The sequence below is a fragment of the Jannaschia halovivens genome, from assembly GCF_046452375.1.
Lineage (GTDB): Bacteria > Pseudomonadota > Alphaproteobacteria > Rhodobacterales > Rhodobacteraceae > Jannaschia > Jannaschia halovivens.
On record NZ_JBKFDJ010000001.1, the window covers coordinates 95,057 to 106,945 of the forward strand.

An 11,889-nucleotide genomic window follows, 5' to 3' on the forward strand; every position below is an offset into this window, starting at 1 on the left:
ATACGGTTCAGGGCAGGGCCAGCACCTGATCGCCGTCGCGCCGGGTCTTGCGCGTCGTGATCGCCGCCGTGGGCGTGCCCGCCACGACCTGCGCCATGTCCGCCACCGCCACGGGATCGTCCAGCCACCACCCGTGCGACCGGATCACGCCCGCGTCGCCTGGCCGGATGCGCGTGTCGTAATATACGCGCCCGTCCACGTCGCCCTGCGCGGGCAGGCGGTGGCCCATCAGACCGTCCTTGCCCAGCCGCGGTCCGAAGCCCCACACCGCAGAGGACGCCAGCAGCACGCGGTCGAGCGCCGAGTGGTAATTCGTCACCCGCCGCGCGGCGACGCGCAACGCCCGGCGATAGAGCGTGCCCGGTTTGGCGTCGGCGGCGCGCACGTCGGCGGCGCAGAACATCACCTCGTCGAGCGGGCGCAGCATCCGCACTCCGTCGGGGCGCACCTTCGAGATCGCCTCGAGAAAGAGATAAGCGCCCATCGAATGCGCAAGCAGGCTGATGCGGCTGGCGGGCAGGGCGCGCTGGACGGGCGCGATCAGGTCGGCGATCAGCGTCGTGGCCACCCGCTCGGCATCGGACCGATCGCCGTTATAGACGAAGAAATTACCGTCGCTGGGCCAGTCGAGCCCGACCACGAGGTCGTCGCACCCCTCGGCGGCCAGTCCCTTGGCCAGCCGCGTCATCGCCGCCAGCATCCGCGATTGCGGCGTGTTGTAGCCATGCAGGTAGAGGACGACACCGCGCGTCCCCGCCGCCGCCCGAAGGTCCGCGATCCAGCGGTCCCGCCCGATCAGCCGTCGCTCCCATCCGTCGCCGGTGCCGGTGGCGCGCACGTCGAGGTGATGGGGCGTGTGGGAGACCGCGTCGCGGAACGTGCCGCCGATGATCCGGCGACGGCTGAGGACGAAAGGCATGGGCCGACCCCGAACTGGATCGGGTCAGCCTAGCACGGGGCCGCGATGGCGCAAAATGCGGGGGGCTAGAGCCCCAGCTTCGCGCTCACGATCTGGTTCACGGCGGCCGGGTTGGCCTTGCCGCCGGTGGCCTTCATCACCTGTCCCACGAACCAGCCGGCCAGCTTGGGGTTCGCCTTGGCCTTCTCGACCTGTGCGGGGTTGGCGGCGATGATCTCGTCGACCGCGGCCTTGATCGCGCCGGTATTCGTGACCTGCTTCATGCCTTCGGTCTCGACGATCTCGGCGGGGTCGCGACCGCTCGTATAGGCGATCTCGAACACGTCCTTGGCGATCTTGCCCGAGATGTCGCCCGCCTCGATCAGCTTGAGGATCCCGCCCAGCTGCGCGGGCGTCATCGGGCTCGCCTCGATCTCGGTCTCGTCTTCCTTCAGCCGCCCGAAGAGGTTGTTGATGACCCAGTTAGCGCTGGCCTTGCCGTTCCCCGAGACCGCCGCGACCTCCTCGAAATAGGAGGCGGAATCGGTGTCGGCGGTCAGCACGCTCGCGTCGTAATCCGACAGGCCGAAATCGCCCACGAACCGCGCCTTCTTGGCGTCGGGCAACTCGGGGAGGTCGGCGGCGATATCGTCGACCCAGCCCTGCTCGATCTCGAGCGGCAGAAGGTCGGGGTCGGGGAAGTAGCGGTAGTCATGCGCCTCCTCCTTCGACCGCATCGACCGCGTCTCGCCCTTCTCGACATCGTAGAGCCGCGTCTCCTGCGTGACCGCGCCCCCGGCTTCGACGATGGCGATCTGACGCCGCGCCTCGACTTCGATGGCGGCCTGGATGAAGCGCAGCGAGTTCATGTTCTTGATTTCGCAGCGCGTGCCGAGATGGCTGAAATCCTGCGTTTCTTGGTATTTCTCGTATTGGCCCGGACGGCAGATCGACACGTTCACGTCCGCGCGCAGGTTGCCGTTCTGCATGTCGCCGTCGCAGGTGCCCAGATAGCGCATGATCTGGCGCAGCTTGGTGACGTAGGCCGCGGCTTCCTCGGGCCCGCGGATGTCTGGGCGGCTGACGATCTCCATCAGCGCCACGCCGGTGCGGTTCAGGTCCACGAAGGACATCGCCGGGTCCATGTCGTGGATCGACTTGCCCGCGTCCTGCTCGAGGTGGATGCGTTCGATCCGCACGACCCGCGCGGTGCCGTCGCCCAGCTCGACCAGCACCTCGCCCTCGCCGACGATGGGATGGTAGAGCTGGCTGATCTGGTAGCCCTGCGGCAGGTCCGGATAGAAATAGTTCTTCCGGTCGAAGGCCGAGTTCAGGTGGATCTCGGCATTCAGGCCCAGCCCCGTCCTCACCGCCTGCGCGACGCAGTATTCGTTGATCACCGGCAGCATTCCGGGCATCCCGGCATCGACGAAGGCGACGTTGGAGTTGGGCTCGGCGCCGAAGCGCGTGGACGCGCCCGAGAAGAGCTTGGAATTCGACGCGACCTGCGCATGGACCTCCATGCCGATCACGAGTTCCCAGTCGTGGCGTTCGCCCGCGATGACCTTCGGGCGCGGGGCGGGCAGGGCGGTGTCGAGCATGGAAGCCTCCGGATGGACGGGCCGGGTTTACGGCCCCGCCGGGACGGGAGCAAGCGGGAGGACGGGATGCGTGTGGAGCTGCCGGACTGGAGCCGAATGGCCGGGGCGCTTGCGCCGGGGGACTATGTCGATTGCTTCGCACGCGACGTCGGGGGCGAGGTGCCGCTCGCCCGCTTCGTCTCGGCGTTCTTCGGGTCGCGGATGTTCGCACCCGAGGGGGCGATTCTCCGGGCGGTTCTCGGCAAATCGGGCGATCTTGAGGCGTTCGCGCGGGGTGAAACGGATTGTTTCGCCGCCTGGACGGTCGTGGATCGGGATATGCGCCAGCTCTGGCTGGCGGATGTCGCCGGGGCGACGCAGACATGGCTCGCCGTGGCGCCTCTGGCGGGAAAAACGCGTTTGTTTCTAGCGTCTCGCGTGGTGGCACGGTCCGGCGCGCTCGGGTGGCCGACCCGCGCGCTCCTGCCTGTGCACCGGGCCTATGCGCGTGCCCTTCTGGCGGCGGCGGTTCGTGGCCTGCGCTGATGCCCCACCCCGCTTTCCTTTGCCGGAGTGACACATTTCCGCTAGGACATCCGAGCCCGACGGGGGCCTCGGCTGCGGCCGATTCCCGCCGGGCCGTTCTCATGCGCGGTTGCCGGGTTTGTCCGGCGTCCTAGCTGGCGGGCGAGTTCGGGTGGCATCGCGACGATGCGCCCACGGCTGGAAACGGTGTCCGGGGGGACGATGGAACGAGCGACGGCAATGGGGCAGGCCCGCAGGGTGCTGACCGGGCTTCTGGCCGTGCTCCTGTGCTGCGCCGGGATGGCGACGGCCGAGACGCGCCCCGTCGCCCGCCTCCTCGAGACGACCGGCAGCTCGATGTCGCTGGCCGTCACGCCGACCCCGCCCGACCTGTCGCTGCTGGCCCCCGATACTTCGCTCCGCCCGATCCTCCGCCCCCGCGTCGAGGAGATGCCCGATCTGCGCTGGGACCACGTCCGCGGCTCGTCGCGCTGGACCCGCGCCGCGATGCGCGCGCTCGACAGCCATGGCGACCGGCTAATCGACACGGTGCCGCGCGATATCGAGCAATGGTGCCCGGCCTATCCCGAGGCCGATCGCTGGACGCGCAAGGCGTTCTGGGCCGGCCTGCTCTCGACCCTGTCCAAGCACGAGAGCACCTATCGCCCGACCGCCGTCGGCGGGGGCGGCCTCTGGTACGGCCTCGTCCAGATCCTGCCCGCGACGGCGCGCGGCTATGGCTGCCAGGCCCGCTCGGGCGAGGCGTTGAAGGACGGCGCGCTCAACATGTCCTGCGCGGTGCGCATTCTCAACGTCACCGTGCCGCGCGACGGCGTGGTGTCGCGGGGCTATCGCGGCGTCGCCGCCGACTGGGGCCCGTTCCATTCCAACAAGAAGCGCGAGGACATGCGTCGCTGGCTCACCCGGCAGCCGTTCTGCAACGGGCTGAACCGCTCGGTGCGTCCCGTGGCCCGGCCCGACTGGCTGCTGGAACCCGCGGGCGAGCCCGAGGAGATTCCGACCTTCGTCGCGTGGGAGCTGGACAAGGCGTTCTTCTCGCGGGTCCGTCTCGAGGTTTCCGCCGACAGCGAGATCGCGCAGGTCGCCGCGGTCGACGGCTGACCGGCTCAGAGCACCAGAAGCCAGCCCGACGCCGTCAGGACCGACAGCGCCGTTCCGATCAGCACCGCCGACGCCCCGATCCGCACCGCGCGCCCGTGCATCGCCGCGAAGAGATAGCTGTTGACCCCCGGCGCCATCGCGGCCGTCAGGACTGCGCCCCGCAACTGACCCTCGCTCAGTGCCAGCGCCGTGCCCACGCCGTACGTCCAGGCCGGATGCACCATGAGCGACAGCCCGCAGACCAGCACGATGCCCCGCACGTCGCCCTCGGGCCGGTACTGCACGAGGACGCCGCCCAGCGCGAAGAGCGCCGTCGGAAGGGCCGCGCGGGCGATCAGGTTGGTCGCCTCGTCCACCGGGCCGGGCAAGGGCAGGCCCGTCAGGTTGACCAGCAATCCCAGCCCCACGCCGATCATCAGCGCGTTGGTCGACAGCGCCCGGGCGACCGATTTCATGCCATGCACCATCCCGCCGCCCCCGGCGCGCACGATCTCCATCGCGGTCGTGCCCAAGAGGTAGCAGAACGCCGCGTGGACGGCGATGATCGCGAAATTGGGCGTGAGGCTGCCCCCGCCATACGCCCGTTCCGCGATCGGCAGGCCCAGCAGGACCGTGTTCGCGAACATCGCCGCGAAGCCGATCGCCACCGCGTCCTCGGGGCCGCGATTCAGCCAGAGCCGCGCGCCCAGCATGCCGCCCGCGAAACACAGGATCGAGCCGGAGTAATAGGCCGCCAGCAGTCGCCAGTCGAAGCCCGCCGCGAGGTCCAGTCGCGCGATCCCCAGAAACAGCAGCGCCGGGATCGCAAAGCGCTGGGTGAACACCATCAGGCCGTCGACCTGGGCCTGGGTGAAGAGCCCGCGCCAGACCGCGAGATAGCCTGCGCCGATGATCAGGAAGACGGGCAGCGTGACCGAGAGGACGTCCAGCATCTCAGGCGCGATTCCCGCCGGGCAACCGCTCAGTCATCCTCGAGCTCGATCACCATGCCGTCGAAGGCGGCGGAGACGTGGTCGGGCGTCTCGGCCTCGACCGTCGCGTGGTCGAGGTCGATATGCATGTTCGTCAGCACCGCCCGCTCGGGCGTCATCCGCTCGATCCAGGCCAGCGCCTCGCCATAGCTCAGATGCGAGGGGTGCGGCGTCCGGCGCAGCGCGTCCAGCACCCAGACCTTCAGGTCGGTGATCAGCCATTCGGCCTCGGGCGGGATGGTGTTGACGTCCGGCATGTAGACGAGATCCCCGATCCGCAGGCCGAGCGCTCCCATGTCGCCATGTCCCACCGGCACGGGCGTCACCGTCAGCGGTCCGCCGGCCCCGTCGACGGTGATCGTGCCCTCGAACGGATGCCGCGTCAGGATCGGCGGATAGGACGAGCCGGGAGGCGTCTCGAACGCGTAGCCGAAGCGGTGGTCCAGCGCGGCCCAGGTCGGAGCGTCGGCCCAGACATCCAGGATCCGGCGCCGGTTGAAGACGATCATCCGCAGGTCGTCCAGCCCGTGGACGTGATCGGCATGGGCATGGGTCCAGACGACGCCGTCGAGATGCCCCACGCCCGCGTCGAGAAGCTGCGCGCGCATGTCGGGCGAGGTATCGATCAAGACCGTGGTCGTTCCGGCCCCGGTCACCCGCTCGACCAGCATCGAGCAGCGCCGCCGTCGGTTCTTGGGGTTCTCGGGATCGCAATCGCCCCAGTGCCCGCCCAGACGCGGCACCCCGCCCGAGGAGCCGCAGCCGAGGATCGTGAAACGCAGTCGGGCCATGCCCGCTTCATGCGCCCCGCGCGCGGCGGGGGCAAGGGCGCGGTCGGGCGCGCGTCCCCTTCGATGTTCCCCAAGTATGCCGGGGGTCCAGGGGGCGGAGCCCCCGGCGTCCCGCGAGGCGGATCAGAGCGGCCAGAAGACGAGGATCGCCGGGATCGAAACCGCTACCACCAGGATTTCCAGCGGCAGGCCCATGCGCCAGTAATCCCCGAAGCGGTAGCCGCCGGGCCCAAGGATGAGCGTGTTGTTCTTGTGCCCGATGGGGGTCAGGAACGCGCAGGACGCCGCCACCGCGACCGACATCAGGAACGGGTCGGGCGACACGTCCAGCGTTTGCGCCATGGAGATGCCCACGGGCGCCGCGACGATCGCCGTCGCCGTGTTGTTGAGCACGTCCGACAGCGTCATCGTCACCACCATCAGCACCGTCAGCGCGACCCAGGCCGGCTGGCCCGCTGTCAGCGTCGTCAGCCACCCCGCGATCAGTTCGGTCCCGCCCGAGGTCTGCAGCGCCGCGCCCAGCGGGATCATCGAGCCCAGGAGCACCACGACCGGCCATTCGACATGGTCGTAGAGCTCGCCCAGCGGCACGATCCGGGTCACGACATAGGCCATTACCACCACGCCCAGCGCCACGGTCAGGTCGACCATCCCGAAGCTTGCGAAGCCCACGGCGGCGGCGAAGAACCCGACCGCGGGCCAGATCTTGCGGTTCTCGGTCACGGCCAGGCCGCGATCCGCCAGCGGCAGCACGCCCAGCCACGCCACCACGTCCTCGGCCTGCTCGGTCGGGGCGAGCAGCAGGAGGATGTCGCCCGTCCGCACCTTCGTGCGCCGCAGCCGGTCGGTGATCCGGCGCCCCCGACGCGAGATGCCCATCATCACCGTCCGCTGCCGCCAGGCGAGGCCGATCTCCTGCGAGGTGCGCTTGTTGATGCGCGAATTCTCGGGAACGACCACCTCGATCAGCGACAGGCCCTGTTCGGCGGCCTCGAGGAGGGTCATCCGACGATCGTCGGCGAAGGTGAGGTTCGCACCCGCCCGGAACTCGTCGAGCGCATCGGGTTCGGCCTCCAGCACGATCGCATCGCCCGCCTTCAGCGCCACCGCGCGGGCCGAGCCGAACATCCGCCGCCCGTCGCGGATCAGGCCCATGACCTGCACGCCCGTCTCGTCGGCCTCCTCGTGGAGATCGCCGAGCTTTGTGCCGATCAGCTTCGAGCCTTCGGGCACCGAGAGCTCGGCCATGTAGGACGCGACCTCGACCTCGGTCTCGCCGCCCTGCGCGCCCTCGGACACGCCGGGGATCAGCCGCCAGCCCACGAGGGCCACGAAGATCAGGCCCGCCGTCGCCGTCACGAGGCCCACGGGCGCGAAGTCGAACATCGAGAAGCTTTCGCCCAGCTGGTCGCGCCGGATGCCCGCGATGATGATGTTGGGCGGCGTGCCGATCAGGGTGATCATGCCGCCGAGGATCGTCGCGAAGCTCAGCGGCATCAGCGTGGCCCCCGGCAGGCGTCCTGCCTTGCGCGCCGTCGCGATATCCACCGGCATCAGGAGCGCGAGCGCCGCCACGTTGTTCATGAAGGCCGACAGCACCGCGCCGATCCCGCCCATGATCGAGATATGCGCGAAGATCCCGCGCGAGCTGTCGACCAGCGTGCGGGTGATCAGGAGGACCGCGCCCGACCGCACCAGCCCCGCCGAGACGATCAGCACCAGCGCGACCACCAGCGTCGCGGGATGCCCGAAGCCCGAGAAGGCGTCGTCCTTCGGAACCACGCCCAGGATCACGCCCAGGAGCAGGGCCGAGAAGGCGACGATGTCGTAGCGGAAGCGACCCCAGAGCAGCATCGCGAAGACGCCGCCGAACAGGGCGAAGAGAATGATCTGGTCGGTCGTCATGGGTGCGGCAATCAACGGGGCATTGAGGGGTGCAGGTAGGGCGAATGCCCACTGCCGCAAGCGCGCGCTAGCCCGGTTTGCGCGCGACGAAGGAGTGGAACGAAATGAACCCGAACAGGCGCCCCGCCGCGTGCCGCGCGGCGATCTCGCCGTGAAGCGCCGCGCAGAGTTCGGTCCCGATCAGCCCGCCGGCCGCGAGCGCATCGGCCCCGCGCCCCACCAGCGAGCGGAAATACACCGCCTCCCCGTGCGACAGGTAGCCATGCGCGTCCTTCCGGATCAGAGCGAGGTCCAGCGCGGCCAGTCTGGCGGGCAGGTCGCGGCAGATATGGGTGTCGTGGATCATGATGTCGGCAAAGGCGTCGACGCAGCATTGCAGGGGATCGAAGCGTCCGAGGGCCGCCGTGTTCGCGGCGTAGTCGCCATCGAACACCACGAGCAGACCGCCGGGCTTCAGAACGCGCCGGGCCTCGGCCAGGGCGGCATCGGCACCGTCGATATGGCACAGCGTCGTGTGAAAGAGCACGAGGTCGACGCTTGCATCCGCCGCGCCGAGCGCGCGCGCGTCGCCGATCTCGAAGGAGAGCCCCGCGCGCCCGGCATAGGTCTCGGTGGCGCGGCGGGTGAAGACGGGGCTTGGGTCGATGCCGGTCGCGGTCGCAAGCGATGTCCGCTCCAGCAGATCGGCCACCACGTCGCCGGGTCCGGACCCGATTTCCAGCGCCGAGCCACCCGGCGGAAGGTCGAGCCAGTCGAAATAGGTCCTGCGGATCTCGCGCATCCGCGCATCTTCGGCCCGTGCGACCAGAAGGTCGCCCATCATGTCCTGCATCGCCTCCGGCAGCTCGGCGATATCGAGATAGAGATCCGTCATGACGCCCCCATTCGCCCCTCCGGTAACCACGCGGTCTATCACGTCCCGCACCGTTTCCCAAACCGCCGCGCGGGCGGCCCGCGGCGCACTTGCGGGCAGCGGGCGGCTGGCCCTATACCGCGCCGACATCCAGAACCGGGGAGGCGTCCCATGGCGGGCCACAGCAAATGGGCGAATATCCAGCACCGGAAGGGGCGGCAGGACAAGCTGCGCGCCAAAATCTTCAGCCGTCTGTCGAAGGAGATCACCGTCGCCGCCAAGATGGGCGACCCCGATCCCGACAAGAACCCCCGCCTGCGCCTCGCCGTGAAGGAGGCCAAGTCCAACTCGATGCCCAAGGACAACATCGAGCGCGCGATCACCAAGGCCACCGGCGGTGACGGCGAGAATTACGACGAGATCCGCTACGAGGGCTACGGCCCCGGCGGCGTCGCCGTGATCGTCGAGGCGATGACCGACAATCGCAACCGCACCGCATCCTCGGTCCGCTCGCTCTTTTCCAAGAACGGCGGCAACCTGGGCGAGACGGGCTCGGTCGGCTTCATGTTCGACCGTAAGGGGCAGGTGATCTATCCTGCCGCCGCAGGCTCCGAGGATGACCTGATGATGGCCGCGATCGAGGCGGGCGCCGAGGATGTCGAGAGCGACGAGGAGAGCCATGTCGTCTGGTGCGCCGATACCGATCTCAACGCCGTGTCCTCGGCGCTGGAGGACGCGCTTGGCGAGAGCGAGAGCACCAAGCTCGTCTGGCGGCCGACCACCACGACCGAGCTCGATCTCGAGGGGATGCAATCCCTGATGAAGCTGATCGACGCGCTCGAGGATGACGACGACGTCCAGAACGTCACCGCCAATTTCGAGGCCAGCGACGAGGTCATGGCCGAACTCTAGGCGGCCCGGCAGCGGAACCGCCGGTGCGCCCCGGCGGTTCGCCCTCCGACCCTGAACCGGAGGATGCCCGCCATGGACGCCAATCTCGACCCGCGCGACATCCCCGAGAGCCCCGGCGACCCGCTGCCCGAACATCCCGACATCCTGCGCGGGATGGCATGGATCGCCATCGGCGGCTGCGTGATCTTCACCCTCTCGATCCTGGTCGCCGATTTCGTCGTGCCCCATCACGACTGGATGGCCGACACGATCAGCGATCTGGGCGCGGGCGAGTACGAATACATCGTCGATATCGGCATCTACTGCTTCTCGGCCGCACTGATCGCCTGCGCGGTCGGCGCGGCCCATGCGCATCTGGGCGGGCGCGGCTGGACGACCGGCATCTACGGGCTCATCGTCACGGGGCTGATCGTCTTCCTCGTGGGGGCCCGCAACGAATACGGCGATCAGGATCAGGACGGCACCGTCATCCACATCTACCTCGTCTACGCGCTGGGCGTGGCCTTCGCGATCATCCCCTGGGCCATGTCCTACGGCGCGGGCGCGATCTCGTCGCGACTGGGACTGGCCTGCAAGGCGGCGACGGTGCTCTGGATACCGATGGCGCCGATCTTCTTCTTTCTGCCCGACAGCATCGATGGCCTCTACGAACGGGTGCTCGGCGGCATCACCTTCCTCTTCGTGATCGCCATCGCCCTGACGCTCCGGGGTCGCGCCGCTGCGATCGAGGCACGCTGACCCCGCTCAGCCGTCCGCCCGGATCAATGCCGCGCGCGCCGTCCGCCGCATCGCCCGTGTCAGGGGCGACAGCACCTCCGCCATCGCGCGGCTCACCTGCCAATGGAGCGGCGTGTCGAGCGGCGTGTCCGCGATCATCTCGACCAGTCGCCCCGACGCAAGGTCGCCCGCGACCGCGACCTCGGGGTTCAGCCCCCAGCCGAGCCCCGCGCGCGTCGCCTCGGTAAAGGGTCCCGGTGCGGGGATGCGGTGCGCAGGCGGCGGCGTGCCCGGCGCGTGCGAGGACAGCCAGCGATGCTGGAGCGCGTCCATCGACGTGAATTGCAGGACCGGCGCCGCGGCGATGGCCGCCGCCGTCACCCCGTCCGCGAAATAACGGTCCCGGAAGGCGGGCGTGCAGGTCGCGCGGTAACGGAGTGCGCCCAGCGGATGCGCCACGCAGCCGGGGATCGCCCGCGCCTCGGAGGTCACGGCCGCGCTGACCTCGCCCCGGCGCAGCGCATCCGCCGTATGATCCTGATCCAGAACCACCACGTCGAACCGGAAGCCCGGTGCGGCGGCCAGCGCATCCACGGCCCAGGTCTCGAGGCTGTCGGCATTGATCGCGACGGTCACCGGGCGCGGGCCCGTCGTCGCGCCCAGATCGGCGGCAAGGTCGGCCTGCAACGCCGCCACGTCGCGCGCGTGACGCAGAAGGCGCAGGCCCAAGGGCGTCGCCTCGGCGGGCCGGGTGCGCGCCAGCACTGGACCGCCCGCCGCCTCGGTTAGCGCCCGCATTCGCTGGCTGATGGCGGGCGGTGTGACGCCCAGCCGCGCGGCGGCCCGCTCGAAGCTGCCGGTCTCGATCACGGCGGTCAGCGTATGCAGAAGGGCCGGCGGAAACATAAGGTGTCCTTATCGACAGGGTCCGATCCTTAGTTGCGCATCAAAGCAGACACGTCCATCCCGCCCTCCATGACCGCCTCGCTGCTCTCCGGCTTCGGCCTCGGCCTCTCGCTCATCCTCGCCATCGGCGCGCAGAATGCCTTCGTCCTTCGCCAAGGCCTCCGGGGCGAGCATGTGGTCGCGGTCGTCCTCGTCTGTGCGCTCTCCGAGAGCCTCCTCGTGACCTCCGGCGTCCTCGGCTTCGGCGCGCTGGTCGAGGCGGCGCCCTGGATCGTGCCGGTATTCCGCTGGGGCGGCGCGGCGTTCCTTGTCGTTTACGGCGCACGCGCCGCGTGGTCGGCCTGGACCGGCGGCGCGGCGCTCGCCGCCGAAGGGCAGGGCGGTGGCTTGCGCCGCACGGTGCTGACGGCGCTGGCGATCACGTGGCTGAACCCTCATGTCTATCTCGACACGGTGATGCTCCTCGGTTCGATCTCGACGCAGGCGCCGGTGCCGCTCGCCTTCGGGGCGGGGGCCATCGTCGCGGCCTGGGTCTTCTTCGGCGCGCTGGGCTTCGGCGCGGTGCTGCTTCGCCCGATTTTCGCACGCCCCGCCGCGTGGCGCGTACTCGACGCGGGCATCGCGCTGGTGATGTGGGCCATCGCGGCGGGCCTCCTGTTCGGCTGAGCCCCGCCCCCTTGCCATCGCTCGACCCGGGGCGCAGGGAAGG

Annotated in this window: 12 protein-coding genes; 5 read left to right on the forward strand and 7 right to left on the reverse strand. The window is 69.5% G+C overall.

What is annotated here, in order from left to right; genetic code table 11:
• Nucleotides 1–7 precede the first annotated feature (7 nt).
• Nucleotides 8–919, reverse strand: a complete 912-nt coding sequence (locus ACK8OR_RS00505; RefSeq protein WP_410187529.1) for an alpha/beta hydrolase — start codon at nt 917–919, stop codon at nt 8–10.
• Nucleotides 920–984: 65 nt separating this feature from the next.
• Nucleotides 985–2,499, reverse strand: coding sequence for an Asp-tRNA(Asn)/Glu-tRNA(Gln) amidotransferase subunit GatB (gene gatB, locus ACK8OR_RS00510; protein ID WP_410187530.1), 1,515 nt, complete (start codon nt 2,497–2,499; stop codon nt 985–987).
• Nucleotides 2,500–2,565: 66 nt separating this feature from the next.
• Here gatB and ACK8OR_RS00515 point away from each other — a divergent pair, with 66 nt between their 5' ends.
• Both ACK8OR_RS00515 and ACK8OR_RS00520 read left to right on the forward strand, forming a co-directional pair.
• Nucleotides 2,566–3,024 (forward strand): hypothetical protein, encoded by a 459-nt coding sequence (locus ACK8OR_RS00515; protein ID WP_410187531.1) that lies wholly within the window; start codon nt 2,566–2,568, stop codon nt 3,022–3,024.
• A gap of 201 nt (nt 3,025–3,225) precedes the next feature.
• Nucleotides 3,226–4,125, forward strand: coding sequence for a transglycosylase SLT domain-containing protein (locus ACK8OR_RS00520; RefSeq protein ID WP_410187532.1), 900 nt, complete (start codon nt 3,226–3,228; stop codon nt 4,123–4,125).
• Between the two features lie 5 nt (nt 4,126–4,130).
• On the opposite strand, the gene ACK8OR_RS00525 is transcribed toward ACK8OR_RS00520, so the two are convergent.
• From ACK8OR_RS00525 to ACK8OR_RS00540, 4 genes are all read right to left on the reverse strand, one after another.
• Nucleotides 4,131–5,057, reverse strand: coding sequence for an AEC family transporter (locus ACK8OR_RS00525; RefSeq protein WP_410187533.1), 927 nt, complete (start codon nt 5,055–5,057; stop codon nt 4,131–4,133).
• 29 nt (nt 5,058–5,086) lie between these two features.
• Entirely contained in the window at nt 5,087–5,887 is an 801-nt protein-coding gene (locus ACK8OR_RS00530; protein ID WP_410187534.1) for an MBL fold metallo-hydrolase, read from the reverse strand.
• A gap of 123 nt (nt 5,888–6,010) precedes the next feature.
• Nucleotides 6,011–7,792: an SLC13 family permease gene (locus tag ACK8OR_RS00535; protein ID WP_410187535.1), complete on the reverse strand. Its 1,782-nt coding sequence runs from the start codon at nt 7,790–7,792 to the stop codon at nt 6,011–6,013.
• Nucleotides 7,793–7,859: 67 nt separating this feature from the next.
• Entirely contained in the window at nt 7,860–8,666 is an 807-nt protein-coding gene (locus ACK8OR_RS00540) for a class I SAM-dependent methyltransferase (protein WP_410187536.1), read from the reverse strand.
• Nucleotides 8,667–8,816: 150 nt separating this feature from the next.
• Between ACK8OR_RS00540 and ACK8OR_RS00545 the strand changes: the two genes are divergently transcribed.
• Nucleotides 8,817–9,557 carry a YebC/PmpR family DNA-binding transcriptional regulator gene (locus ACK8OR_RS00545; RefSeq protein WP_410187537.1) on the forward strand — a complete coding sequence of 247 codons (741 nt, stop codon included), beginning with the start codon at nt 8,817–8,819 and terminating at the stop codon, nt 9,555–9,557.
• 72 nt (nt 9,558–9,629) lie between these two features.
• Nucleotides 9,630–10,295: a DUF998 domain-containing protein gene (locus ACK8OR_RS00550; RefSeq protein WP_410187538.1), complete on the forward strand. Its 666-nt coding sequence runs from the start codon at nt 9,630–9,632 to the stop codon at nt 10,293–10,295.
• A gap of 6 nt (nt 10,296–10,301) precedes the next feature.
• Here the strand turns inward: ACK8OR_RS00550 and ACK8OR_RS00555 are convergent, their stop codons facing one another.
• Complete coding sequence (locus tag ACK8OR_RS00555; protein WP_410187539.1) at nt 10,302–11,180, reverse strand: ArgP/LysG family DNA-binding transcriptional regulator; 879 nt, start codon at nt 11,178–11,180, stop codon at nt 10,302–10,304.
• A 69-nt stretch (nt 11,181–11,249) separates the two neighbouring features.
• Here ACK8OR_RS00555 and ACK8OR_RS00560 point away from each other — a divergent pair, with 69 nt between their 5' ends.
• The gene (locus ACK8OR_RS00560) at nt 11,250–11,846 is read left to right on the forward strand and encodes a LysE/ArgO family amino acid transporter (protein WP_410189846.1); all 597 of its coding nucleotides are present in this window, start codon (nt 11,250–11,252) and stop codon (nt 11,844–11,846) included.
• Nucleotides 11,847–11,889 lie beyond the last annotated feature (43 nt).

Excerpts from the sequence above, each read along its gene's own strand:
- ACK8OR_RS00520 (WP_410187532.1), top strand. The coding sequence starts at position 3,226 with ATGGAACGAGCGACGGCAATGGGGCAGGCCCGCAGGGTGCTGACCGGG.
- ACK8OR_RS00535 (WP_410187535.1), bottom strand. The coding sequence starts at position 7,792 with ATGACGACCGACCAGATCATTCTCTTCGCCCTGTTCGGCGGCGTCTTC.
- ACK8OR_RS00525 (WP_410187533.1), bottom strand. The coding sequence starts at position 5,057 with ATGCTGGACGTCCTCTCGGTCACGCTGCCCGTCTTCCTGATCATCGGC.
- ACK8OR_RS00550 (WP_410187538.1), top strand. The coding sequence starts at position 9,630 with ATGGACGCCAATCTCGACCCGCGCGACATCCCCGAGAGCCCCGGCGAC.
- gatB (WP_410187530.1), bottom strand. The coding sequence starts at position 2,499 with ATGCTCGACACCGCCCTGCCCGCCCCGCGCCCGAAGGTCATCGCGGGC.
- ACK8OR_RS00560 (WP_410189846.1), top strand. The coding sequence starts at position 11,250 with ATGACCGCCTCGCTGCTCTCCGGCTTCGGCCTCGGCCTCTCGCTCATC.
- ACK8OR_RS00515 (WP_410187531.1), top strand. The coding sequence starts at position 2,566 with ATGCGTGTGGAGCTGCCGGACTGGAGCCGAATGGCCGGGGCGCTTGCG.
- ACK8OR_RS00505 (WP_410187529.1), bottom strand. The coding sequence starts at position 919 with ATGCCTTTCGTCCTCAGCCGTCGCCGGATCATCGGCGGCACGTTCCGC.
- ACK8OR_RS00545 (WP_410187537.1), top strand. The coding sequence starts at position 8,817 with ATGGCGGGCCACAGCAAATGGGCGAATATCCAGCACCGGAAGGGGCGG.
- ACK8OR_RS00530 (WP_410187534.1), bottom strand. The coding sequence starts at position 5,887 with ATGGCCCGACTGCGTTTCACGATCCTCGGCTGCGGCTCCTCGGGCGGG.
- ACK8OR_RS00540 (WP_410187536.1), bottom strand. The coding sequence starts at position 8,666 with ATGACGGATCTCTATCTCGATATCGCCGAGCTGCCGGAGGCGATGCAG.
- ACK8OR_RS00555 (WP_410187539.1), bottom strand. The coding sequence starts at position 11,180 with ATGTTTCCGCCGGCCCTTCTGCATACGCTGACCGCCGTGATCGAGACC.